Annotated in this window: 14 protein-coding genes and 1 CRISPR repeat array; of the genes, 9 read left to right on the top strand and 5 right to left on the bottom strand. The window is 53.0% G+C overall.

Annotated elements, in window-relative coordinates; all coding sequences use genetic code 11:
* Positions 1-307: 307 nt before the first annotated feature.
* The 7 genes from IQ254_RS16865 to IQ254_RS16895 all read left to right on the top strand — a co-directional run bounded on the left by IQ254_RS16865 (position 308) and on the right by IQ254_RS16895 (position 11,748).
* Positions 308-625, top strand: coding sequence for a hypothetical protein (locus IQ254_RS16865; protein ID WP_193967330.1), 318 nt, complete (start codon positions 308-310; stop codon positions 623-625).
* Positions 626-712: 87 nt separating this feature from the next.
* A complete protein-coding gene (locus tag IQ254_RS16870) occupies positions 713-1,477 on the top strand; it encodes an AraC family transcriptional regulator (RefSeq protein WP_193967331.1) in 765 nt (254 codons plus the stop codon).
* A 395-nt stretch (positions 1,478-1,872) separates the two neighbouring features.
* On the top strand, positions 1,873-3,069 hold the full coding sequence (locus IQ254_RS16875; protein WP_193967332.1) for a cyclic nucleotide-binding domain-containing protein: 1,197 nt from the start codon (positions 1,873-1,875) through the stop codon (positions 3,067-3,069).
* A gap of 277 nt (positions 3,070-3,346) precedes the next feature.
* On the top strand, positions 3,347-3,652 hold the full coding sequence (locus tag IQ254_RS16880) for a hypothetical protein (protein WP_193967333.1): 306 nt from the start codon (positions 3,347-3,349) through the stop codon (positions 3,650-3,652).
* A gap of 1,470 nt (positions 3,653-5,122) precedes the next feature.
* The gene (locus IQ254_RS16885) at positions 5,123-6,565 is read left to right on the top strand and encodes an NHLP bacteriocin system secretion protein (protein ID WP_193967334.1); all 1,443 of its coding nucleotides are present in this window, start codon (positions 5,123-5,125) and stop codon (positions 6,563-6,565) included.
* Positions 6,566-6,580: 15 nt separating this feature from the next.
* Positions 6,581-8,845 carry an NHLP family bacteriocin export ABC transporter peptidase/permease/ATPase subunit gene (locus IQ254_RS16890; protein WP_193967335.1) on the top strand — a complete coding sequence of 755 codons (2,265 nt, stop codon included), beginning with the start codon at positions 6,581-6,583 and terminating at the stop codon, positions 8,843-8,845.
* Positions 8,845-11,748: an NHLP bacteriocin export ABC transporter permease/ATPase subunit gene (locus tag IQ254_RS16895; protein ID WP_193967336.1), complete on the top strand. Its 2,904-nt coding sequence runs from the start codon at positions 8,845-8,847 to the stop codon at positions 11,746-11,748. Before IQ254_RS16890 ends, IQ254_RS16895 begins: the two co-directional genes overlap by 1 nt.
* Before the next feature lie 49 nt (positions 11,749-11,797).
* On the opposite strand, the gene IQ254_RS16900 is transcribed toward IQ254_RS16895, so the two are convergent.
* Together IQ254_RS16900 and IQ254_RS16905 are read right to left on the bottom strand one after the other, a co-directional pair.
* Entirely contained in the window at positions 11,798-12,289 is a 492-nt protein-coding gene (locus IQ254_RS16900) for a hypothetical protein (protein WP_193967337.1), read from the bottom strand.
* Complete coding sequence (locus tag IQ254_RS16905; protein ID WP_193967338.1) at positions 12,286-13,410, bottom strand: hypothetical protein; 1,125 nt, start codon at positions 13,408-13,410, stop codon at positions 12,286-12,288. Before IQ254_RS16905 ends, IQ254_RS16900 begins: the two co-directional genes overlap by 4 nt.
* Before the next feature lie 326 nt (positions 13,411-13,736).
* On the opposite strand from IQ254_RS16905, the gene mobF reads away from it, so the two are divergent.
* Both mobF and cas6 read left to right on the top strand, forming a co-directional pair.
* Complete coding sequence (gene mobF / locus IQ254_RS16910; protein ID WP_193967339.1) at positions 13,737-17,084, top strand: MobF family relaxase; 3,348 nt, start codon at positions 13,737-13,739, stop codon at positions 17,082-17,084.
* Positions 17,085-17,209: 125 nt separating this feature from the next.
* A complete protein-coding gene (gene cas6 / locus IQ254_RS16915; RefSeq protein WP_193967340.1) occupies positions 17,210-18,331 on the top strand; it encodes a CRISPR-associated endoribonuclease Cas6 in 1,122 nt (373 codons plus the stop codon).
* Here the strand turns inward: cas6 and IQ254_RS16920 are convergent.
* From IQ254_RS16920 to cas2, 3 genes are all read right to left on the bottom strand, one after another.
* The gene (locus IQ254_RS16920; RefSeq protein WP_193967341.1) at positions 18,328-18,738 is read right to left on the bottom strand and encodes a HEPN domain-containing protein; all 411 of its coding nucleotides are present in this window, start codon (positions 18,736-18,738) and stop codon (positions 18,328-18,330) included. The two genes, cas6 and IQ254_RS16920, sit on opposite strands and share 4 nt — an antisense overlap.
* The gene (locus IQ254_RS16925) at positions 18,738-19,082 is read right to left on the bottom strand and encodes a nucleotidyltransferase domain-containing protein (RefSeq protein WP_193967342.1); all 345 of its coding nucleotides are present in this window, start codon (positions 19,080-19,082) and stop codon (positions 18,738-18,740) included. Before IQ254_RS16925 ends, IQ254_RS16920 begins: the two co-directional genes overlap by 1 nt.
* A 173-nt stretch (positions 19,083-19,255) precedes the next feature.
* A CRISPR array of direct repeats spans positions 19,256-25,122; the repeat unit is 34 nt; unit sequence GTTTCCGTCCCCTTGCGGGGAAGTGGTTTGAAAG.
* A gap of 239 nt (positions 25,123-25,361) precedes the next feature.
* Positions 25,362-25,637, bottom strand: coding sequence for a CRISPR-associated endonuclease Cas2 (gene cas2 / locus IQ254_RS16930; protein ID WP_193967343.1), 276 nt, complete (start codon positions 25,635-25,637; stop codon positions 25,362-25,364).
* Positions 25,638-25,701: the final 64 nt, after the last annotated feature.

A 25,701-nucleotide genomic window follows, 5' to 3' on the forward strand; every position in this document is an offset into this window, starting at 1 on the left:
TTGGAAATGTCGTGAGACCCACAGGTTGGACAGGTCATCTCGATTTCCATATGGCCTACTCCCTCAAAATCCAGGAATACAACGACGATGCCTTATTTCTCTCTATCCTTTACGTTAATCCACTACCAGTGGGTGCAATACTGCCATCACTTGTAAACCAAAATTAAGCTGCTTGCATAATTCGCTATCTTTTTTGACTACCTATTTGAGTAGACCACGGCAAGTTTCTCTTAGGAAGGCGGGTAAATTTTAGCGGACAAGCCAGATAAAGCAGTTCTTTGACATTCAAAATCTTGAGGTAATAGCCATGGAAGACATGTTTACCCCCGAGTACGCACATTTTCCGACCAATTACACTGCACGTCAGAACATACAGGTGACTCAGGTTCTCTCAGGGGCTCAGAGCTTGCCGAGCAACAATTTAGTACTAATGATTGTGTCTTTTTATGGTATTCCAGTTACTCTGCTGATCGTCATGGTGATAGTGAGACACCTAATACGCAAAATTGAGTTTATAAAAGATGTAGAGAGGTTAGGTAAAGTAGCTCAATTAGAGCGAATATTAAGCCTAAAGTCTAGCAAAAAGGGGTCAGTTTCCGATCATTTCTGGGCTGAGTGGACATAGCCATCTTTCTCTTTTGAAGTAGTTGCAACAGCGTTCTTAAGCGCGATTGCAAGTCGATTTGTACCTTCCGCACCAGAGGACATTGCTATGAATACGCTTGCCCATGACTTAAAGACTTACCCAACAACCTCCTGGGATAAAATTTTCTCCTGCTTGATTACAGCAGGTCAACTTCGGACTCGATTACTTGAACTTGTGCAGGAGTCGGTTAAAGATATCAACTCAAATAGCGACAGCGAGTTTCAGCCCCAGGTTCTTAAGGAAGAGCTACTGCGACTCTGCGCTGACTATCAGCAAACACTGACTCAAACCTTTCAGGTCTTTACCAGCGAAGTCAGAAGAACAGAGAGCATCGAGTTAGAAGATTATCTATCCAATCTCACTGCTCTCTTAGAAGAGCAGACCGCCAGCGCACGGCAATATGCCGCAGAAATTCAGATGTTAACGGGTGTCGCTCGTCATTGCTTGAATGACCTGAGCCACTACGGACTAGACTTTCAGCAAGAGCCCCAGCTAGAGCCGGTCTTTTCCTACATCGAGGCTAACTATAACAGCGGCATTGGGTTGCGAGAGGTAGCCCAAGCCCTTGGCTACTCGACAGCGTACTTAACAGATTTTGTGCGTCGCAAAACAGGGCGACCCGTAAACCAATGGATTGTAAGCCGTAGGTTGATAGAGGCGTGCCACCTACTGAGCAAGACCCATCAACCCATTGAGCAAATTTCTTTCAGAATTGGCTACCAAAACGTCAGCCATTTCTTTCGGCAATTTAAGCAACATCACAATATGACTCCACAAGAGTGGAGGAATAACAATCTAGCCCCCAATTCCCCCAACCTCGGGGGGCTTTGAACTCCGGTCTCCCCCCAGAATTGGGGGACCAAAGGGGGCAAACGAGCATCTCAAGGGAGCAATCGAGATGTGTGTACTAATCAAATAGAGCTTGAACTAAAGCATCTCAAGCCTTCTAAAGGGAGAACTCAATTATGTCAAACAGATTCTTGCTTTATCCGCTGCTATATAGCATCGCCGCTCAACTGAGCATGGCAGTGCTCTTCGCCTTGTCCATCTTTTGTGGATTGCTTGTGGCTTATCAACTGCCCATACATTGGGGTTTGGTCTTATTTACGGGTGGTGTTTCGATTTTGTTGTGCCTGGTGTTTGCCAGGGTGAGCTCAAGCCCGCTCAGGGCTCTAGCTAGCGGTATTCAGTCACTTGCTGAAGATCAATTTGTTCCCCAAAAGGCTTTGGTTAAAGCAGCGCAGGGGTCAAATTTAGTTGGGCATTTAGCGCAGTCTTTTCTAGGCATGGCGGAAAAGGTTCAGCAGCGGCAAGCTCAGCTGCAAAAGCAAGTTAATCGTCTGCACCTCCAGATCGATGGAGCTTGGCAGACAGAAGTCTTGATTCAAGAACTGGTTGGTAGCGATATGCAATGGCTGGCGGATGTCGGCAGCGTTAGAGAGGTTAAAAGCGGTCAGACCTTAGCCTGCCATAACGATTTTCGAGATCAGACCTGCATCATTTTAGCGGGGCTGTTGCAAATCGCTATCTCAGAAAACCCCTCCCATTCCAGTGAACTCGTGCGTCTATCGAGTGGTGAGTTGATTGGCCAACTCCCATTTCAAACCGAAGAGAATGGCCATGAAACCTACGTCGCCCTAGAACATACCCTGCTGTGGATTATCCCAAAACCAGTTCTAGAGACCAAGATGACTTACGATGCTGGCTTCGCGGCTCGGTTTCAAAAGGCTATTGCCGTTTTGCTGTCCCGTCGGTGTCATCGACTCACAGAGCAGCAGCTATCTCGTTCGTCAGGAGCCGCCTCTACGATTCGAGATGTGCTGTTTGTCTTGGGAGAGTTCCACGACAGCGACATCGACTGGTTGGTTGCCAAGGGAGAGCGGAAAAAGGTTATCGCCAACACGGTCTTGGTGCCAGAGGGAGGGCCAGTGGACGGCTTGTACATTTTGCTGGAAGGCTCGCTGGCGGTCCAGAAGCCACATCAGCGATCTAATGCTTTGGTGCATCACTTGTTACCTACCCCTGAAGAGCAGAACCACGAAATAGTTATCAGGCACCTGTATAAAGGAGAATTGTTTGGTCTGACGCCATTTCTCGATGCCTATCAACCCACTCAGTCAATCAAAGCCTTAGAAGACTGTTTGGTCTTGTTTATCCCGCGACAACAATTCTGGCTCAAGCTTGATCAGGATGTGGGCTTTGCGGCTCGGTTTTATGGCGTCATTACCGCGATGCTTACCCATCGCATTCAAAGTACCCTCAATCATTTCGAGCCAGAGAGGGATTTAGCCACAGAAGTCTATGCTCAAAACGGTAAATCAGAGAACACTGAGCTAGACTTTGGGGCATTGGACCAAATGGCGATCGCCGGAACTCGATTCAATTGGATGCTCAAACGGCTCTCAGGAGCCGAACTCGCTTAATTTTGGAAAAGAAATCTGTTGAATAAAAAGGTGCTAGATAAGATCTGACACCTTTTTGATATGAATTATTTCTCTGAGATGCTTGATAAATTCAAAGGCCTCAACCAAATCAACTACTTCCTCAACTAAATAAAGTAAACGTTGATAAATAGCCACAAAAATACTATTGTTTAATCTAAAGAAAAATCATTAATCTGCTCAAGCAAGATTGCTATTATTAAAACTATCAGAAATTCATAAATGATTTCTGAAAATCAGTAACGTATGGAGAAAAACTATGTCTAATTTCGAAGAAAAGAAGCTCGAAGCTTCAGTTGATTGGGCTGCTTTGGAATCTCAAGTATCTGATGAATTGTCTGATGCCGGGTTAAATTTAATTAGTGGAGGCAGAGGATCTGCTGGTATAGAGATTGAATTGGGAAAGGAAGAAGTTTCTAATCTTATTGATTTTGGGGCAGCTACTGGTGGACCTGCTTCTATGTTGGCAAAATTCTGGAAAAGCCGCGATGGCGAACCTGGATTAGTTAATGGACCCAACGTATTAAGGGATGTAGGAAAAGTGAACATTAAATTTGGTACGTAGCAATACTTGCTGTAGGCTTTTCTAGGGCAAGGGTAAGTCCAAGATTGTCAACAATTGATTGGGGCTCACTACGCTTTATCTAGCCTATGGAAGGAATCACGGATTTTGGGTTGAGCTTCCTAAAAATCAAAAATCTACTTTAGTAAAACTCAACCCATTTCCTTGTTTCTACTTGATCGCGGGGCCCGCTTCAACTAGATGCTCAAACGGCTATCAGGAACTGAACCCGCTTAATCCTGGAAAAGCAAGCTATCTGCTTGTTAGGCGCTAGATCTTATCTAGCGCCTTTTTTATGTGAACTACTCTCTGAGATATTTAATAGACGCAAATGTTCGCAATAGATATCTTTTGATTTAACAAAATAATTGCCAGCCAATAAGCACTAAATTAATTAGTGCATGATCAAAAAAAAGAGCACTGACTCTCCTGAATAAAATCATTATTATTAAAACCATCAGGAATCTATAAATAACTCCTGATGATCAGTTTATAAATGGAGAAAAACCATGTCTAGTTTCGAGGAAAAGAAGCTCGAGGTTTCGATCAATGAGACTGCTTTGGCATCTCAAATATCTGATGAACTCACTGAGGATGAACTAGATTCTGTCAGTGGAGGTAGACGTAGTCGCGGTGGCGGCGGCGGCGGCGGCGGCGGCGGCGGCGGTGATCAATGTGGCGGTAGTGGCTATGCAGAAACAGAAATAACACCAGACATGATTGGTGCCGGAATAGCCAGCTTAGGTTCATCATTTAGAGAAAAAGTGGAGACCGATAAAGGTCCTAACATCCTCAGACATATGAGAAACATAAGGGTGGGATGGGGCTAAGATTGCTAAATTAGCATGATTGCTAGCTTGATTTTGTATTCACATAAAATCTTATTTCTAAGATTTTTGGACTATATGGCCCTCAAAATCAAGCTAGCAAAACTCTTTGAAATAGAAGATTTAGATTATGCAAAACGCTTTGCCCATGCAACTTGCAATTCTAAATCTAATCAAAAATAAATAGCAAAAACCCTAAAGTGTGGTTTCTACTAGCAAGTCAAATACAGAATCCTAAAAAATTAGCACCTAGCTTATTGCACTCGGAGACAGTGAGCCAGAAAGAGTAAATGGTAGATTTGCCAAAGAGTGAATTTGCACTATTAGATACCTAAACGTTGACAAATATTTTAGACGAATCTGGAATTAAATCTAATTTCAGAGATGCTTTTAAGAAGGTCAAAATGTAGATGATTTGAAACCGAGCTGCAGGCCTCATTTGTGAGTTTTAGAGGAAAAATTCAGATAAATTATGGCGGTAATTGCCTTTTATAGTGAATTTAATTTCCAATAAATTTAAGGGTAGAAGGTTGACTTCTTGATTCGCTATTTTTTAATCTTCTGAAGAAAATCCAGGCAAAAAGAACGTTTAATCTTCGAAATAGTCACAGAGTTAACAGCTATTTTATGGTTGGAGATAAATCAAATGAATGCGCAAAAACCAAATATTTTTCGCAAGGAATCTTTAGAGCGTTTCTCCTCACCTGAGCAACTTGATCAGTTGATGCAGGTGATGAAACCGAAAAGCTGGCTACCGTTAGCCGCTTTAGCGGTGCTGACAGGGAGTGCGCTGGTGTGGGCGGTGTATGGCAGCATCCCTGTCACCGTTGAGGGCAAAGGGGTTTTAGTTTACCCCCGCCGGGTGGTGCAGGTCGAGGCCGAGGGCCAGGGACAGCTAATGTCGCTATTGGTATCAGTGGGCGATGTGGTTGAGGCGGGTCAGGTGATCGCCATTGTCGATCAAACGGAACTGCAAAAGCAGCTGCAGCAACAGCAAGACAAACTAGCCGAGCTAGAGTCTCAAGACGAGGCTGTAGGGTCGTTGCAGGGGGTGAGCGTCACCCAAGAGCTGCAGGCCATTGAGCAGCAGCGATTGTTTTTACAACAGCGGCTGCAAGAGCTACAAGCGCTAACTCCCCAGCTGCAGATCAATAGCGGTGAGTCGCTTCAGCAGCAGCGAGCGAGCCTACAAGAGCGGTTGCAAAACGCCCAGCAGCTGGCTCCGGTTATGGCTCAGCGTGTCGACGCCCGCAAAACACTGCTGGCTGCCGGGGCACTCACCCGCGATGAGCTCTTGAAAGTCGAGCAAGAACATCTGCAAAACCAGGAAACCATTGCAGACGCTCAGGCTCAGCTGCAAGAGTTGACCCTCAAGGCGACTGAGGCAGAACGTTCGCACCGAGAAAACCTCAGCACCATGACAGAGCTGCGCGCCAAGCTGCGCGAACTCGACAGTCGAGAGGCAACCCTGGCCCAGCAGACCTTAGAAGCCCGCACCGCTCGCGAAAAAGAAATTCAGGAGACCGAGCGAGAAATTTCTCGCCTGGAAGTACAGCTCGACAACAGCAGGCAGGTTGTCAGTCAGTATCCGGGGCGAATTTTGGAGCTGATGGTGTCGCCGGGGCAGGTGCTCCAGCCGGGGAGCAAGATCGCCAATTTGAATATTGAGCGCCCCTCTGACCAACTGGTAGGGGTGACCTACTTTCCGGTGGAGGAGGGTAAAAAAATTCAGCCCGGAATGGCGATGCAGGTTACCCCGCAAACGGTTAAACGCCAGCGGTTCGGCGGCATCATCGGCACCGTTGAGTCGGTCTCGTCCTTCCCCATTACCCGTGAGGGCGCTGCGGCAGAAGTGGGTAACCCCGAAGTGATTGACGGTCTGACAGGCCAGCAGGGCAGCCTGATGCAGGTCACCAGCGAGCTGGAGGCGGATGCCAATACCGTTAGCGGCTACAAGTGGTCGTCCTCAAAGGGGCCAGAGTTGGCGCTTTCTCCCGGTACGACGACGACCGTGAGGGTCAAGCTCGACGAGCGGGCTCCGATTACCTTTGTGTTCCCCATTTTGCGATCGACCACCGGTATCTATTAATTCAGGATTGCACCCATGATCACCCAGCTTTGGCAGACGCTTCAAACCTGGCTGAACCGTAGTGGCCAGCGCGCTAAAACCCCTACCTTGCTGCAGATGGAGGCCGTTGAATGCGGGGCAGCGGCATTGGGCATTGTGCTCGGCTACTACGGCAAAATTGTGCCCCTGACGGAATTGCGCCAGGCCTGCGGGGTATCTCGCGACGGCAGCAAAGCCGCCAATATTCTCAAGGCGGCAAAAACCTACGGTATGCAGGCCAAGGGCTATAAAAGAGAACTGGAGCATTTGCCCTCTCTAAAACCGCCCTACATTGTTTTTTGGGATTTTAATCACTTCTTGGTTGTTGAGGGCTTTCGTCAGCAGCGAGTCTATCTCAACGACCCTGCAACGGGGCCACGGACGGTAACAGTTCAGGACTTTGATGAGGGCTATACCGGGGTGGTGCTGGTAGTCGAACCCGGGCCAGATTTTCAGCCGGGGGGCAAAAAGCCCAGCGTAGTGCGAGCCCTGTGGGAGCGGCTCAGTAGCTCGGTGGGGGCGCTGGCCTACTGTGTACTGGCGGGCTTTTTGCTGACCTTGGTGGGCCTGGTTGTGCCGGTGTTTAGCCAGATTTTTGTGGATGAAATTTTAGTCCAGGGGCGACACCACTGGCTGAGACCTCTGATCATTGGCATGGCGATCGCCGCCGTTTTGCAGGCCCTCCTGACGCTGCTGCAGCTGCGCTATCTGCGCCGCTTTAAAGTCAAGCTCTCGGTGGGCATGTCGAGCCGCTTTCTCTGGCATATTCTGCGGCTGCCTGTCGGGTTTTATGCTCAGCGATTTGCGGGAGAGATCACCAATCGCACCAGCCTGAACGATCAGGTGGCGGATGTGCTGTCAGGCGAGCTGGCTACGACCGTGATTGATGTGGTGATGGTGGTGTTTTATGCCCTGCTGATGATCCAGTATGACTGGGTGCTGACCCTGTTTGGCGTCAGTTTTGCCGCCGTCAACATTGCCACCCTCCGCTGGATTTCGCGTCAGCGAGTCGATACAAATCAGCGCCTCATGCAGGAATATGGCAAAGTTTCTGGCGTCTCCATCGCGGCTCTACAGGGGATTGAGACGCTCAAGGCCTCGGGGCTAGAGTCAGATTTCTTCGCCCGCTGGTCGGGCTACTACACTAAAGCGATCAACTCTCAGCAGGCGCTGGGGCTGACCAATCAAACCTTCTCGGTGCTACCGGCCCTGCTGTCGGCCCTATTGTCAATGTTGCTGCTGGTGGTAGGTGGCCTGCGGGTGATGGATGGACACCTCAGTATGGGTATGTTGGTGGCATTTCAGGGGTTGATGCAGAGCTTTCTGGCCCCCGTGAACAGCCTGGTAAATTTTGGCAGCACCCTGCAGGAGTTGGAAGGCAACTTGGTTCGGCTGGATGATGTGCTGCAAAATCCGACCGACACCCAGATGTCGAGTCCTCACCTGATGGCACAAGCTGGACCGGTGGGGAACCAACCGGCTACTGCTAAAGCCCCTGAACCGGCAGCCATGGTGAAGCTGAGCGGTCGGGTGGAATTAAAGAATCTCACCTATGGCTACAGCCCTTTAGCCCCACCCCTGATTGAGAATCTGAACCTCTCCATTCAGCCGGGGCAGCGGGTGGCCTTTGTGGGGGGCAGCGGCTCCGGTAAGTCAACGGTGGCCAAACTGGTCAGCGGGCTCTACGAGTCTTGGTCGGGGGAAATTCTTTTCGACGGTCAACCCAGAACGGCTATTCCCCGTTCGGTGTTGACCAACTCAGTGTCGATGGTCGAGCAAGATATTTTGCTCTTTGAAGGCACGGTGCGCGAAAATCTCACCCTTTGGGATGACACTGTACCAGACCTCAACCTGATCCGAGCCTGCAAAGACGCGGCCATTCACGACGTCGTCATGGCGCTCTCGGGTGGCTACGACGCAGCGCTGTCGGAGGGTGGCATTAATCTCAGCGGCGGTCAACGACAGCGGCTAGAAATCGCCCGCGCCCTGGTGCACAACCCCTCCATATTGATCATGGATGAGGCGACCAGCGCCCTGGATACCGAATCTGAGCGGATGATTGACCAAAACCTGCGGCGGCGAGGCTGCACCTGCATTATCGTCGCCCACCGACTCAGCACCATTCGCGACTGTGACGAAATTATTGTGCTGGAGCGGGGGCAGGTAGTGCAGCGGGGCACCCACCAGACCCTTTGGCAGGAAGACGGATTTTACTCTCATCTATTGCAGACGGAAGGCAGCGCTTTACAGGAGGCAGCATAATGGCGATCGCACTCGCAACTCAACCTTTAGGCGGTACGGTTCAACACATTCAGGGCAATGAGCCGCTGCTGCTCGACGATCCGCGCACCGTTTGGGTGGTGCAGTCAGGGGCGATCGCGGTTTTTGCCCTGCCGCTAATCGAGTCTGCCGGGTGTGGGCGGCGCTACCTGTTCACGGTTGAGCCTGGGCAGGCCTTGTTTGGCTATGCGCCATCGGCGACGTCTGCCTATCAACTGCTTGCCGTAGCCATGGGCGAAGCAGAGATCATCAAAATTGAGCCACCCCGCTTTGATCAACTCTTTGCCCATCAAAAACCACTGACGATTGACTGGATCGACGCCTGGGTTCAGCAGTTGGCCACCCTGATTCCGCCACCCAGAAAAGCTGTGGAGCCCACTGACATAGATAGTTCTGCCCAGCAGTCCCTGGTCAGTGGGCAAGTCTATTCCCCACCGCCAGAGGGCGTTACCTGGCTGGTGATTCAACAGGGCACCGCTCGCTGGTTAGGGATGGAAGATCTGATTCTAAAAGCAGGATCTAGCCTCTATCCCCTCTGGGAAGGGATGCAGATTGTCGCCCAGGGGCCTGTGCAGCTAAAAGGCAAGCCAACAGCATCCCTTTCAAATCCAGAACAGGTGCGCGACGGTTTAGCGACGTTACACACCTGGGTTCTTCACTATCTGCAATTTATTGCTCAGAAAGACCTGGACGACGAAGGACGACGGCTGCAGGCCCAGGCCCAGCTCAATCAGCAGATGACCCAGGAGGCCTTTCAGTCATTGGCCTCTACCCTGGGGTCTCAAACCCATGAGGTACTGGCAAGTGAACCTTTGCTGATGGCCATGGGGGCTGTCGGCAAGGCCCTGGGAGTGGCAATCTCTCCACCGTCCCAGTCAACTGACTCAAGGCAAGATCGCGACCCGATTGAGGCGATCGCTCGGGCTTCGCGCTTGAGAATGCGCCAGGTGCAGCTAAGAGGTGACTGGTGGGAAAAAGACTGTGGGCCGCTATTGGGTTTTACTCAGCAAGATGATAAACCACTGGCTTTACTCCCCGTTGGGGCGACTCGCTACGTTATTTTTAACCCTGAGCAGCGATCTTACACCCCCCTTCACGGTGAAGCGGCTCCAGAAATTGCTTCGGTGGCGTTTACGTTTTATCGTCCTTTGCCCGATCGAGCCCTGAAGGCGGTCGATGTGGTGCGGTTTGCGCTCAAGGGGCGAGGGCGAGACCTGGTCACAATTTTGGTGACCGGAATGCTTGTCACCGCCCTAGGCATGCTAACGCCGCAGGCAACGGCCATCTTGATGGATAACGCCATTCCCGACGGCGATCGCACGCTCCTATTTCAAGTTGGTTTAGGGCTGCTAGTCGCGGCGATCGGGACAACCCTCTTCCGCCTCACCCAGGGGTTAGCGTTGCTGAGGCTCGAAACCCTTTCTGACGCCGTCACTCAATCGGCTGTTTGGAATCGCCTGTTAACCCTACCGGTGTCTTTCTTCCGCCAGTATGCTACTGGCGACCTCCAGTCTCGCGTGACCTCCATCAGCACGATTCGGCGACAGCTGGGGGGCAATACCCTGATGAGTCTGCTGGGGTCGCTTTTTGCATGCCTAAACCTGGTACTGCTGCTCTTTTACAGCGCAAAACTAGCGCTAATCGCGGTGGTTGCGGCCCTGCTTGCAGCCCTGGTCACGGCTGGCTCTGGAATTCTATTGATCCGCAAAGTTCGCCCCTTACTCGAACTTCAGGGTTCTATCTTTGGCCATACTGTTCAGTTGATCAACGGCATTTCTAAGCTAAGAGTCGCCGGGGCCGAAGAACGAGCCTTTGCCACCTGGAGCAAGCGCTATAGTCAGCAGGTCAAGCTAGATCTGAGCACCGAACATATTGAGGACGCCGTAGAACTCTTCAACACATTGATGCCCACGTTAACCTCTGCCGCCCTATTCTGGTTTACCGTTCAGCTCTTGTCGGAAGCCCAGACTAATCAAGGAGTAGGGTTATCTGTCGGTACTTTCCTGGCTTTTAACTCAGCCTTTGGCACATTCATCGGCGGCGCAACGGGTCTGAGCAACACGCTAACCGGCACTTTGCAGGTGCTTCCCCAGTGGAAGCGGGCCCAACCTATTTTGGAAACCGTGCCAGAAGTTGACTTGACCAAAGCTGATCCAGGACGACTCCAGGGGCAAATTGCGGTTGACCACGTCGTGTTTCGCTATGGGAATGACGGTCCACTCATTCTCAGCGACGTTTCTCTAGAAGCTAATCCTGGAGAGTTTATTGCCCTTGTGGGCGGGTCTGGAAGCGGTAAATCGACCTTACTCCGGCTCATTTTGGGCTTCGAGAAACCAGAATCGGGAACGATTTTCTTCGATGGTCAAGACCTCTCAGGCCTCGATTTAGACGCTGTGCGGCGGCAGATGGGGGTCGTTCTGCAAACAGGCCACATTATGTCTGGCTCACTCTTTGAAAACCTCAGCGGCGGAGCCCGTATTACCCTGGAAGAGGCTTGGGAAGCGGCTCACATGTCTGGTCTGGCGGATGACATCAGCGCGATGCCCATGGGTATGCACACCGTGGTGAGTGAAGGCGGTGGCAATCTGTCTGGTGGGCAACGCCAGCGCCTGCTCATTGCCCGCGCCCTTGTGCTTAAGCCCCGCATCCTTTTGTTTGATGAAGCGACCAGTGCATTAGATAACCGTACTCAAGCGATCGTGAGTGAAAGCCTGGACAGGCTTGAGGTGACACGTATTGTTATTGCTCACCGGCTTAGTACGATTCGCAGTGCCGATCGCATTTACGTATTAAATGCGGGGCGTTTAATTCAAAAGGGAACCTATTCAGAGTTATCTACTCAAGTAGGCCTTTTTGCCAAACTGATGGCTCGACAGATTGCATAAAGTGGACAAAACCCTCGGCGCAGCATATCAACTTAGGATCGCCCCGACTTTAATCCTTGAGGATGTCGCCCAGGTCGCCTAACTCATCGCCATCCATCACCACCCCGTGCTCGATATTCATTGGTGTTGGTACAGTGGTGGAAGATGCGATCGCTCCTCCCCCTCTAACTGCTATCACTAACTCCTCCAAGATCGACTCCAGGCGAGCAGTGCTACCTAGTGCGGCTGAAGTACTACCATGGGACATGACGGGATTGGCAATGTGGTAGCGATCGCACAGGTCAGCAATCTGCTTCACCAATCGCTCTACACAGTGCCGCGCCATTTCCTGAATTTCCGAGACTGATAGCTCACCGTGGAACTCCTCCGCTAGGGGGCGATAGAACGCCATCATGGCATCCATCCCCTGCTGGCGGCCCTGGCGACCAGTGAAATGCGGATTGTTCAGCAGATAATTCAGCACCACTGCTGTAGCCGCCGGAAATTGAGCGTTGTAGATGAACTTGACCCGCTCTGGATGCGGTTGACTATCCTGACTCATGACGCCCCCCGCATCCGATTAGCATCGCCGAGTAGTGCCTGGAACAGGCCAAAGCCATCGGTCATCCGCATCGGCAAAGACGGCATTTCCACCGCTTCCGGCAGTTGAGCCTTGACCAGTTGGGTCAACGCCTCCTGGTGCTCCCAGGCAAACAACAGGCGAGGCGAAAATCCCCGTTCCTCAAAGAACTGCCGTAATGATTCTCGCATCAGGTAAGCCGCACCGCCTGCCAACACTACATCCCCCTTCCCTGTCGCCAGACTGGGCAACAGGTGATCAGTAAAGTGAGATTCCAGACTGGCCAGATACGCCGCTTCCACCTGGGCGATCGCCGCCGAGAAATCAACCGCCGTTCCCTTAGCCACCGAGTACTGCTGAGCCTGCCCCGTCTCCAGCGCCCTCAGCAGCACGTCATACTCTGTCACCGACACCCCCGCCGCATTCGCCGCTTTCTCGAACGATTCCCAGAAGCCGGGAAACTTGGAGGTCGATTTGGCTGAGTTCAGGGTGCCGGTTTCAAAGGCCAGTTGAGTACCGTTGCGGTGACCCAGCATCTCAATCCAGGTCGTGCGCTGGGCGATAGCCACGCCTGCCTGCTGAAGCTGAGCCTTACGCTGAACGTAGATACCGTATCCCTCAGGCCGAAAGCTGAGTGTCAGATTGGCCCGGTATTCCACCTCATCTTGAAACCGAAAACCTTGAGCCAAGGTCGTTAACCGAGATGCGATCTGCTGACGGGCGGCCAATTCATTAATCGGCAGCAGCACCCAAACCACTGCATCGAAGCGACTGGGCAACCCTTCAGTTTTGGCGATCGCCCCCAACGCCCCCACGATCCGCTCAGGAGCCTTCAGGCTTTTGTCCTCCTTGAAGCTGTTGTAGTCGAGAAACCGCTGGGCCGCCTTACCCACGAACGTCAACACCTCACCATTCCTATACCAGGCACAATCTTGCGGGCGGCCCCCAGGGCTAATCGATTCGACACCAGCGGCTTCGCGTTGGGCCACTTCGGCATCCATCCAAAGAGCGTGAGTTTGGCCGTGGAGCAGCTTGTAGAAGAACTTGCCGCCAGACTTGCCCAAGTCACAGGCCAATAAAAGCGTCGGAACATGAGAATTCATAGGAACATCTCCCAATTACTGACTCATTTATCAGCATACAGTCAGCTAAATCCGTGCAACTTTGTGAAACTTTGCGAAAAGGGAGGAGTAGCTTCAATCTGATCGTGACTGTTTGGATTCAGTGCTGACAAATGCTGATCTAGTGGAATATGATTAGTTGTATCAGGATGCTGCGCCCCTATCGGGGGCTTCGCGGAGAGGCCACACAGTACGCCAAGGTTTTGGCAAAAACCGGGCAACGGCCCTCCCTCCAGGGTTTCTACCGTTTTTGAAGACGCTACAGCTTTCGCTCCAGGGTGGCGTCGTGTTTTTAACCTTGCTTCTCCATGCTTTCCACGAGCAATCTCTCTGCGGCTCAAGCGGAGACCTATTACACGAAAGAGGATTATTACTCGGCTGAAGAAGCGGCTCAGCCGACCAAGTGGGTGGGCAAAGGGGCTGCATCGTTGGGCCTGGCTGGAGTCGTTAATCAGCAAGAATTCAGCCAGATGCTGTCTGGACAGGCTCCCGGTGGGCAGACCTTAACGGGAAAAGTGGTTGACCCGGAGAAACGGCGGGCCGCGACCGACTTTACCTTCAGTGCGCCGAAGAGTGTCAGCATTGCGGCCCTGGTGCAGCAAGATGGGCGAGTGTTGGAAGCCCATCACCAGGCGGTGGCAAAAGCGCTGTCGGTTTTAGAAGAGCGCTATGCCCAGACCAGAGTTTCGACGGAAGCGGGGAGAACCAAGGTGACGACCGGCAATATCGCGGCAGCGGTGTTCACTCATTCCACCAGTCGGGAGGCGGAGCCGCAGTTGCACAGCCATTGCGTGGTGATGAATGCGACCCAGTTGGACGATGGGCGGTGGTTTAGCTTGAGCAATGAGGGTGCGATCGCTAACCAAAAGCTCCTGGGCCAGATTTACCAAAACGAGTTGGCGGTCGCGCTTAAGCAGCAGGGCTACCAGATCGAAGCCAAGGCTCACGGACAGTTTGAACTGACCGGGTATTCGCCAGAATTGCTGAAGGCGTTTTCGACCCGGCGACAGCAAATTCTGAAGCTGATCGAGGAGTGGGAGGCGACGGGGTCTGAGAACAACCGGGCCATGCGAGAGACGGCAACGCTGGTGTCGCGGAAGCGGAAGCCCAAGGAGGTGGACGAAGGGCTATTGCAGCGGGGATGGGATGCCCTGATTCAGTTGAAGAGGCTGGAACTGCCGGAGTTACCGGAGAGAACTACACAGGCAATTAGCGATCAGCTATCGGTTACCTCGGTGATTGATGCGGCAATCCAGCACTGTGGAGAGCGGGAGTCGGTATTTCGGCGCACAACGCTGGAGCGATTCGTCTTTGAGCACGAATTGGGGATGCAGGGATTTGATGCAATTGAAGGGGCGATCGCCTCAAGCCCTGAACTCCTCCGAGTCGCCGATGGCAAGTTCACGACCCAGACTGCTCTCAACCTGGAACTCATCACCATTCGCTTGATGCAGCAGGGGCGGGAGCAGGTGACACCGATTGTCCCCAACAGTACCCAGTTAGATTGTCCGAAGAGCCATTCCCTGAACCCAGAACAGCAAAACGCAGTGAAGATGGCAGCGACCGCAACGGATGCGGTGATGGCATGGCAAGGTGTGGCGGGAGCAGGGAAAACCTATGCTCTGAGTGTGCTGAAAGAGTTGGCTCAAACACAAGGCTATGACATTCGAGGGTTAGCCCCGAGTGCTGAGGCCGCCCATGTGTTGGGAGAGTCATTGGAAATTGAAGCTACGACGGTAGCGGGCCTATTGGTTTCTGATACCCCTGATCAAGCACCGCAACCCACGCTCTGGATTGTGGATGAGGCAGGACTGTTGAGCATGAAGGATGCCCATGCTCTATTGCGACGGGCAGCGTTGGAGCAGGCCAGAGTTTTACTGGTGGGGGACACCCGACAGCTTTCAGCAGTAGAAGCCGGAAATCCCTTCAAGAGCTTGCAGGCGGGCGGGATGACGACGGCGTATCTGGAGACCCATCGGCGGCAGCAGAATGGGGTGCTGCGATCGGCCGTGGAGTTGGTGGCCCAGGGACAGGTCAGTGAAGGCATTGAGCTACTGGCCCAGGCCGGGTATGTCAGAGAAGGGATTCAAACCCAGGAGCGGATTCAGCAGGTGGCGGCAGATTATTTAGCGCTGGAGGTAAATGAGCGGGAGTCCACACTGGTGCTGGCGGGTACCAACGTGGAGCGGTTAGCCCTGACTCAAGCGATGCGATCCGGGTTGCAGGATCAGGGAGCTCTGGGCGCAGATGGCTTTGTGATGCAGAGCTTGCGGCGCAAGGATTTGACTACGGCTCAGGCCAGTTACCTCAAGGCTTACGCACCAGGCGATGTGCTGGTGCCGATTCAGGATTACCGAAAGCAGGGGTTGATCAGAGGGGAGCAGTACCGAGTGATCGCCGTGAATGAGGAGGCTCAGCAGGTTGTGCTGGAGACTCCGAGTGGATCAGTACTGTCGGTCGATCCGGCAGCGTGCCCTCGTAAGACGGTGTACACGACGCAATCGATTCCGGTGGCGGTGGGCGATCGCCTCAAGTGGACTCGCAACAACTCCAAAGCCGGAATCCGCAATGGGCAGGGCTTTGTAGTGACGGGGCTGGAGGCCGATGGAACAGCGACGATTCGGGATGGGGCAGGCCAAACCGCCACCATCAACCTCAGCGGCAATCAGTACATCGACTACGCCTGGGCGAGCACCACCTACAGCAGCCAGGGCAAGACAGCAGAGCGAGTGCTCGCCCTGCTGGGTGAGACCACAAATCGAGAAGCGTTTTATGTGGCGATTTCCAGAGCCAAGCGGGCGGTGACCCTGTACATCACTAGCCAGGCCGACTTGGTGCGACTGGCCCAAGTGTCGCGGGCCAAGGAGAACGTGAGTGACTACGTGCCATTAACTCAACAGGTGATGACCTATGGACAGCATGAACAACAGGAACAACGACAACCAGAACTCATCCCCAGCCTTGCCCCCAGAGCAATGGGAGAGCGCATTGGCCAGCGTGTTGCAGAGCAGCTTAGAGCCGCTACGAGCCGAGATTTGCGTGAATACGCAGCGAGTGTTGCACCTCGAAGACCACGTCTAGACCTTGGGCGAGGAGTTGGCGATGTGGCCGCAGCACTGGAACCAGAGCTTGGGGCGCTTGGTCGCGCAATTGCAGCGTATCGTCAGCGACGAGACCTCTTCCGATGCGCAGGCGACCTTGCAGGAGCAGTTGCGGCTGTTGATTGCGGCCTTGAGCAATTGGAACGGGCAGCTCAAGACCGAGTTGGCCTTGCAGCAGCAATTGATCGCGTCGCTAGAGCGGTTGGAAGGACGGTTGGTCGAGAGCAGCCAAGAGTAAATGCTCCAGAACCGAGGGTCTTGAATACGAGGGAGCAGCTTTTGCGGCGGTGGGAGCAGTATTCGACGGGATTACCATCGGCGAGTTTGGAATTGCGCGTGGCACAGCGGGCGTTGCGGGATGGATGCTCGGCTAAGGATGTGGGGCTGATGCTGGTGGCAGGGAGTGAGGTGGTGAGGCAGATTCACGATCGCCAGGGTAAACAGGATGCGATCGCATTCGCCCAGCATATTGTCAAAATAGCCAGCCAGCAACAATCCCATGCTGCCTATGGTCTTGCAAAGCAACGAATCAATGAGCTGGAAATTGATGATTAGTGATTGAAGGGCTGGTACGCTCACTGATCATCAGATGGAGAATTTACTAAACAGATAAATTGACCATCAATAGCTTCCCCCCGAGGGGATTGAAATATACTGGGCCTAAGCATTCCGGTGACCCTATGCCCAGAGCTGCCCAAGAAACCGAGCTAGACCTGAGCGCCAAAACCCTCTGGCCCGCCCCAACTGAGCTAGTCAGCCTGCGGTTTGACCTGGTAGCCGAGGCCGCCTACGAGCTTTACCCGCAGTACACCATTGGCCTGCACGCCTGGTTTTTGCAGCAGATTCAGGAATTTGACTCGGCGCTGTCGGCGCAACTGCACGATGGCGAAACCGATAAGGCCTTTAATATATCTGGTCTCAGTGGACAGTTTTCGACCCAGAGCCGCAGCCTGCAGCTGCAATCGGGTAAGACCTACCAGTGGTATGTCAACGGCTTGACGAAGCCAGTGGTGAAGGGCTTGGCGCAATGGCTCAAGCATCTCCCCGAGGTTGTCGCCCTGAAAAATGCTCCGCTGATTATTCGCCGGGTGAGCTTTGCTCAGGCTCCGACAACCTATGCCAAGCTGGCGACGGTGGAGCCGGGGCGCAGTCTCAGCCTCACCTTTGTGAGCCCCACCAGCTTTCGCCGTAAGGGGCACCATCTGCCGCTGCCCTGGCCGAGGAATGTGTTTCACAGCTACCTGCGGCGGTGGAACGAGTTTGCCAACCGCCCGGTGGATCAAGATAGCTTTCTAGACTGGGTGGATGACTATGTGGTGTTTCAGCGCCATGAGCTAGCCAGCGAGAAAATTGCGGCGGGCAAGCGCGGCTCGGTGACGGGGTTTACCGGGGCGGTGATCTACGGGCTGGGGAGAAAGGCAGCGGACAACCCTGACTTTTTGCAGTTGTTTTACACGCTGGGGCACTATGGACCCTACTGCGGTACGGGACATAAGACCACTTTTGGTCTGGGGCAAACTCGCCTGGGCTGGCACCTGAGCCTGGCGGAGCCCCAGGCCGTACCTGCCGCCCAACGGCTGCTGGCCGATCGCATCGACGAACTGACCACCTATTTTGTCAACCAGAAGAAGCGCACGGGGGGCCACCGCGCCCAAGACTCGGCAGAAACCTGGGCGACGGTTTTGGCGCGGCGGGAGCTGGGAGACTCGCTACAGGCGATCGCGGCAGACCTGGGCATTCCCTACGAGACGGCGAAGACCTATAGCAAGTTGGCGCGACGGGCGGTGAGGGGAGATGCCTAAACCGTTTTTGGGGGAGACTCCAAAAGCTCGCGCATCGCTTGAACAAAGCCGACTGAATCTTGAATGATCGTTTCGACTTGCTCAGGCGGAAAGCTAAACAAAATCAAATAGTCTGCCTCTTGGCGGGTCTCAAAGGCTCGATCAAAGACTTTGCCCCACTTGGAAGCCAGATGGCCAGGTCTGACCAAGTCTTTGTGGACGGCACTTCTTAACCCAGCATGTTTGACGAATTGCTTGCCTCGCTGGAGCATGACTGCACTAGCGGAGTAAAAACAGGCGTAGTAGGCCCGATTGACGGCAAAGTCAAACCGTTGAGCCTGAAACTCGGATTGGGCTGACTCTAGCGATTGGTCTGCTTTTTGCAGTAGGTACTTGATGACATCATCAGCTTGGGGATCTTGTGTCATCAGGCGGCTACGCCCTGTTGCGCGATTTCGTGATGAATGGGGAGTAGCGTGTAGTGGCCTGTCAGCCAGTCTGTTTGAGCGACTACCAGGGTGCTGATGACAACATCGTAGGTTAGCTCAATATCAAAGAGGGCATCGGTGATGGCGTTGCGCTCTTGCCAATGTAGGGGATGCTGGGTGAGCACTAGTAAGTCTATATCTGACTCGTCTGTATCCTGGCCAGAGGCCTTAGACCCGTAGAGGATGACTTTTTCGACTGGGAATTGGCTATGCAGCAGGGTCACGGCAGCATCAATAGCCTGGCGATCGCGGGCTTTTAGCGGTAGGTCAGCAATGGTCTGCATAGCACAATGGTGAAGATGCTTGCTTGTCTGTCATCTTAGCGAATCAACCAACGATCTTAGCGGCGTTCCCCTTGCAAGGAATGGACTCTCTTTGGCGAGAACCCTGTGCTCTACTAGGTCGCCCACAAGCACCCCTTTCATCCTTCTGCCTTCTACCTTCTGCCTTGATTAAGGTTTCCGTCCCCTTGCGGGGAAGTGGTTTGAAAGTCTAGGAGAACAACCCAATGGCCACTAAGAAAGAGATGACTGTTTCCGTCCCCTTGCGGGGAAGTGGTTTGAAAGGTAGGCAAGATCGCTGACCTGCTAGCCCTCTAGTGGTTTCCGTCCCCTTGCGGGGAAGTGGTTTGAAAGTAACGTGTCTTTTGATGCCCAAAAATTTCAAGAGTTTCCGTCCCCTTGCGGGGAAGTGGTTTGAAAGAACGACCCTGTCGTATCTCTTTGCATACACATGGTTTCCGTCCCCTTGCGGGGAAGTGGTTTGAAAGATCAAGCACGGTCGGGCAGTTTGAAATTGAGGCGCATATGTTTCCGTCCCCTTGCGGGGAAGTGGTTTGAAAGGATATTGGCCCCAATGACGAGCGACTAATTCGTTGTTTCCGTCCCCTTGCGGGGAAGTGGTTTGAAAGAGTCAAGGCCCCTAGCATGGAGCGCTTGAAGTCGTCCCATGGTTTCCGTCCCCTTGCGGGGAAGTGGTTTGAAAGTTCAGAGGATTTGTTGACCTGACAACCGGGGTTCTGGAGTTTCCGTCCCCTTGCGGGGAAGTGGTTTGAAAGAAAATTGCAAGAATGATGCCGAAAGATTACTTTACTTGGTTTCCGTCCCCTTGCGGGGAAGTGGTTTGAAAGGTTGATGGGGCGATCGCCCCATCTGTCCACGCCCATACCGTTTGTTTCCGTCCCCTTGCGGGGAAGTGGTTTGAAAGATAGGAGCCAAAAGTGAGCCTGATTTTACCATGCTCCAAGTTTCCGTCCCCTTGCGGGGAAGTGGTTTGAAAGAATAGCGGGCCGTTTCTAGCTAGTCTACTATCAGGTGTTTCCGTCCCCTTGCGGGGAAGTGGTTTGAAAGTGTAATACCTGGGTAGAATCGGAGGCTACCGTATTTAGAGCGTTTCCGTCCCCTTGCGGGGAAGTGGTTTGAAAGTGAGTCAGTTGGCTTTGTTGTGCAGGCGCTTGAAGCTGTTTCCGTCCCCTTGCGGGGAAGTGGTTTGAAAGGTGAGAATAAGCCCCGAAGACTCACCCGAGAGTTTCCGTCCCCTTGCGGGGAAGTGGTTTGAAAGAAGAGTCTATCGAGAGCTTGGCAGAATTAATGGTCAACATGGTTTCCGTCCCCTTGCGGGGAAGTGGTTTGAAAGTCGACCAGAGAACTTTCTTCACCGGGGGATCGCAAAATGGTTTCCGTCCCCTTGCGGGGAAGTGGTTTGAAAGAGTGCGTAGGATATGGGGGCACCAAGCCATTGCCTAATCAGTTTCCGTCCCCTTGCGGGGAAGTGGTTTGAAAGCCCAGGTAATGAACGCATGGAGCGATGATGGGCGTTACGAGTTTCCGTCCCCTTGCGGGGAAGTGGTTTGAAAGCGGAAGCGATCAATATTCACACACTGAGCGGGCTGGTGGATTACTGTTTCCGTCCCCTTGCGGGGAAGTGGTTTGAAAGTCTGCGGGGCCGTAGGTGTCATCGGTGTCAAAGCTAAATGTTTCCGTCCCCTTGCGGGGAAGTGGTTTGAAAGGTAAATTGTTTGCCCTATCTAACTCCCTAAAAGGTTTCCGTCCCCTTGCGGGGAAGTGGTTTGAAAGACTTGAGACAAGAGAGGTTTTGAGCTTCAAAGTTTCAAGGTTTCCGTCCCCTTGCGGGGAAGTGGTTTGAAAGCCCCAACGCCAATCAGCATCCCCGCGATCGCAATGTGCTGTTTCCGTCCCCTTGCGGGGAAGTGGTTTGAAAGTTAGATATATACCGATACGGGATGCGCCCCGGTAGAGCGGTTTCCGTCCCCTTGCGGGGAAGTGGTTTGAAAGTCTACAGTTTGCAGCGCTTGGGCCGTGGCCTGGGTAAAGTTTCCGTCCCCTTGCGGGGAAGTGGTTTGAAAGCGTCAAACCGCTCAAGCTATATCAGAAGAGCAAGAGTCGGGCCGTTTCCGTCCCCTTGCGGGGAAGTGGTTTGAAAGCTAAGGGCGATCGCCCAGCACATCCGCGCTCACGCTGACCAGGTTTCCGTCCCCTTGCGGGGAAGTGGTTTGAAAGCCGAGGCTATCCCTGATTCGTTATGGGGCGCTATTGTTTCCGTCCCCTTGCGGGGAAGTGGTTTGAAAGAAAGACAGCCTCTACTTCGCCTGGAACCAGGACGAATGTTTCCGTCCCCTTGCGGGGAAGTGGTTTGAAAGAGTCTTGAGATGCGTGTGAGTGGAGAAATTCTTAGAGATTGTTTCCGTCCCCTTGCGGGGAAGTGGTTTGAAAGACAACTACCCAAGCTTTCTTTACTGCCATAACTTTTGTAGTTTCCGTCCCCTTGCGGGGAAGTGGTTTGAAAGTCAACCTAGGGGGAATTGATTTTAGCGGCGAGGCAAGTTTCCGTCCCCTTGCGGGGAAGTGGTTTGAAAGTTTGGAGTACAAATCATTTGGTTACCCGGTAAATTCGTTTCCGTCCCCTTGCGGGGAAGTGGTTTGAAAGTTTTGAAGCCATTGAACGCACGATCCATAATGCCCGTTTCCGTCCCCTTGCGGGGAAGTGGTTTGAAAGTTTGAGGTTCCAGCGGCCAATGCTGCACTGTTCGCTGTTTCCGTCCCCTTGCGGGGAAGTGGTTTGAAAGCTATGAGAGGTATGAAAGTGGAGGTATTAAAATGATGTTTCCGTCCCCTTGCGGGGAAGTGGTTTGAAAGAGTAGAGAGCTGCCGCCGCTTGCCGAATGGCCTCGGGGGGTTTCCGTCCCCTTGCGGGGAAGTGGTTTGAAAGAACCCCAAACGCCCCTACCAACGACTGGAAGACAAACGATGTTTCCGTCCCCTTGCGGGGAAGTGGTTTGAAAGTACATCTTTTAGTAGTGGCATAGACTGGAAATCTATGGTAGTTTCCGTCCCCTTGCGGGGAAGTGGTTTGAAAGCTAGGTTGCGGGCACGAGTGGTAGCGGTGGCTGGGGCCCTGTTTCCGTCCCCTTGCGGGGAAGTGGTTTGAAAGTGCATCAGTGGCAAGCCGCGCCGCCAGCCCCCACCCTATTGTTTCCGTCCCCTTGCGGGGAAGTGGTTTGAAAGGAAAAAGGAGTACTATCAGCAACATCGCGAGGAGATAGGTTTCCGTCCCCTTGCGGGGAAGTGGTTTGAAAGTGTGCTGATTTCGGCTTTCTGGTTCAACAATCTGTTAGTTTCCGTCCCCTTGCGGGGAAGTGGTTTGAAAGGATGATTATTACAACGCTTATCTGAATGAGTTCTATCATGTTTCCGTCCCCTTGCGGGGAAGTGGTTTGAAAGAGTTCAGTTCTTACGCGATCAGCGCCTTTTAGACCTGTGTTTCCGTCCCCTTGCGGGGAAGTGGTTTGAAAGTCAGCATACGCCCAATGAAATTGTTGAAGCGTACATGTTTCCGTCCCCTTGCGGGGAAGTGGTTTGAAAGTCAGAAGTGGGATGGAATTCGCAAAACGGGAAAAAGAGTTTCCGTCCCCTTGCGGGGAAGTGGTTTGAAAGTTTGAGGCGATCGGCGTCGCTGATAAGCCCGCCCGCTTCCGTAGCGTTTCCGTCCCCTTGCGGGGAAGTGGTTTGAAAGAGATCGGGGGCAACAACGCAGATAATCAGCCCGTGGAGTTTCCGTCCCCTTGCGGGGAAGTGGTTTGAAAGACATACCTAACTACTTGATCGTAAGCGTGACTTGGGTTTCCGTCCCCTTGCGGGGAAGTGGTTTGAAAGAGGATCAAACATGGTCATACCAAACGGGTGATAATAGCTGTTTCCGTCCCCTTGCGGGGAAGTGGTTTGAAAGTTTTAACGATAACAATATCTTTTTAGGACTGGAAAAGTTTCCGTCCCCTTGCGGGGAAGTGGTTTGAAAGTTGAAAAATTTGCTTGACTCTGAGCAAAACACCCGAATTGCTGTTTCCGTCCCCTTGCGGGGAAGTGGTTTGAAAGTGGTGCTCACTGGGTAACATTCTCTATTCCTAATCATATCGTTTCCGTCCCCTTGCGGGGAAGTGGTTTGAAAGTATGGTCAAAAGGGCTCCCTTATTGTTACTAATCAATATGGTTTCCGTCCCCTTGCGGGGAAGTGGTTTGAAAGTTAGCCGAGATTCCTCCTGTACCCACCTGGCGGAAGGAAGTTTCCGTCCCCTTGCGGGGAAGTGGTTTGAAAGATTGAGCTAGTTGTCCCCTACTTCTACCCAGCTTCCCTTGGGTTTCCGTCCCCTTGCGGGGAAGTGGTTTGAAAGAGTATGCTCTGGCTCGCGACTACGATGCCATCGACCAACTTCTGTTTCCGTCCCCTTGCGGGGAAGTGGTTTGAAAGTAGCGAGTTCAGCGGTTGCCCACGCCGGGCTGAAACCGGTTTCCGTCCCCTTGCGGGGAAGTGGTTTGAAAGTGGATTGCACATCGTTATTTGTCAGCGGCAACCCGTCGGCATTGGTAGTTTCCGTCCCCTTGCGGGGAAGTGGTTTGAAAGATGGATCCCTAGGGGCCATAGGGATCCCTAGGGGCTCTAGGGGTTTCCGTCCCCTTGCGGGGAAGTGGTTTGAAAGTCGATGAGCTGGTCGCCACCATGGGGATGCTCAAGACGGGGAATGTTTCCGTCCCCTTGCGGGGAAGTGGTTTGAAAGTTAGGGGTGGTCATGGGGTTAATCCTCCAGTCCTTTTCGTTTCCGTCCCCTTGCGGGGAAGTGGTTTGAAAGCTTATCGTCCTCATAGCGCACCCATGGGCCAGTGACCCAGGTTTCCGTCCCCTTGCGGGGAAGTGGTTTGAAAGAATCTTGACCGTTACTGTCATTGCCTCGTCGTCGCGGGACATCACGTTTCCGTCCCCTTGCGGGGAAGTGGTTTGAAAGGCTTTTTTGTAGATACCAGGTTGATCATGAGGCAAATAAGCGTTTCCGTCCCCTTGCGGGGAAGTGGTTTGAAAGATCCCACGTCAATCAGTCGAATGCGCACCGCTAGATCCATGCCGTTTCCGTCCCCTTGCGGGGAAGTGGTTTGAAAGAACCACTTTTACCGCTCTCAAGTATCAGACTTTCGTTAAGTTTCCGTCCCCTTGCGGGGAAGTGGTTTGAAAGGAGACCTACTGTCTTTTGCTGGGGCTGCTCAATGCATATTGTTTCCGTCCCCTTGCGGGGAAGTGGTTTGAAAGCCGCATCTGGAAGCCGCGCACCCTAGCGAGTTGGCAGGTTTCCGTCCCCTTGCGGGGAAGTGGTTTGAAAGAGCACAGTAAACCCCGCTACTATTCCAGATAAGGTTTCCGTCCCCTTGCGGGGAAGTGGTTTGAAAGCTTGTTCATAGTGTTGCTCCAACGCATTGATTATTGGTTTCCGTCCCCTTGCGGGGAAGTGGTTTGAAAGATAACGAGCATTGACTTGGATCAGTGTGGTCAAGCTAGGCGTTTCCGTCCCCTTGCGGGGAAGTGGTTTGAAAGCTGAGTTCTAGACCTAAAAGGTACCCTATTAAAGTTTCCGTCCCCTTGCGGGGAAGTGGTTTGAAAGATGGCCCGCATGGCTGAAGCGATGCCCACGCTGAGTTTCCGTCCCCTTGCGGGGAAGTGGTTTGAAAGCAGAGCTGGCCCCAGTAGGCAATGCCCTGGGCCGTCAGCGAATGCAGGTTTCCGTCCCCTTGCGGGGAAGTGGTTTGAAAGCACCTCAGCTGCGGCGGCAGGGGCCAGCGGTGGAGTAACCGATGCTTGTTTCCGTCCCCTTGCGGGGAAGTGGTTTGAAAGGGTGGCCTGCTGGCGGCCCGTTAGCGCCCACTGCTGGGTTTCCGTCCCCTTGCGGGGAAGTGGTTTGAAAGCCACCCCTATGGCAGCACCAACCCCAGCAGCGACGGCAAGACCTAGTTTCCGTCCCCTTGCGGGGAAGTGGTTTGAAAGCCCCTGCTCTAGAAGCCTTACCCAGAGCCGTTTCTAGAGGGGCAAAACCACGGAGGTGCAAACCCTGGTGGAACTTTACCCCAAAAACCACGAAAATGCATCTAACGAACAGCCTAAAACCCTTACAGGCCAGGCCATCCACGGAAGTAAACGAAACTATTAGGTTTTCGAGGTACACACCACCTGTGTGGATTCATCATCCCACCTTACTCACAAGCCCAGCTTCTGTCGAGCCTTGATTAATAAATATATGACGACGGCGGCGGTTCTGGCTTAGCGCTGCCAATCGTCTTCGTCTTCGCCATCGCCTTTGGCGGAATCCAGTAGATTCTGACATTATCTTCCGCATGGTTCATTCGCCCGGCAATTTGCTGATACAGCCGCTCCATCTCAGCCTGGGTCAAAAAACACTCAAACACACTCTCCTGCACCCGCCGTCCGTGGCCCTCTAGCAGTTTCGAGAGCCGGTAGCGACGGCGATTGTCGGGAATGTCGTAGACGATGAGGGCGAGCATGTTTTAAAGGATGAAGGCAGAAGGATGAAGGATGAAAGGGGGAGGCTGTTGAGGAGTGGGGGAG

This window comes from Nodosilinea sp. LEGE 07088, from assembly GCF_015207395.1.
In the GTDB taxonomy this organism is placed as follows: domain Bacteria; phylum Cyanobacteriota; class Cyanobacteriia; order Phormidesmidales; family Phormidesmidaceae; genus Nodosilinea.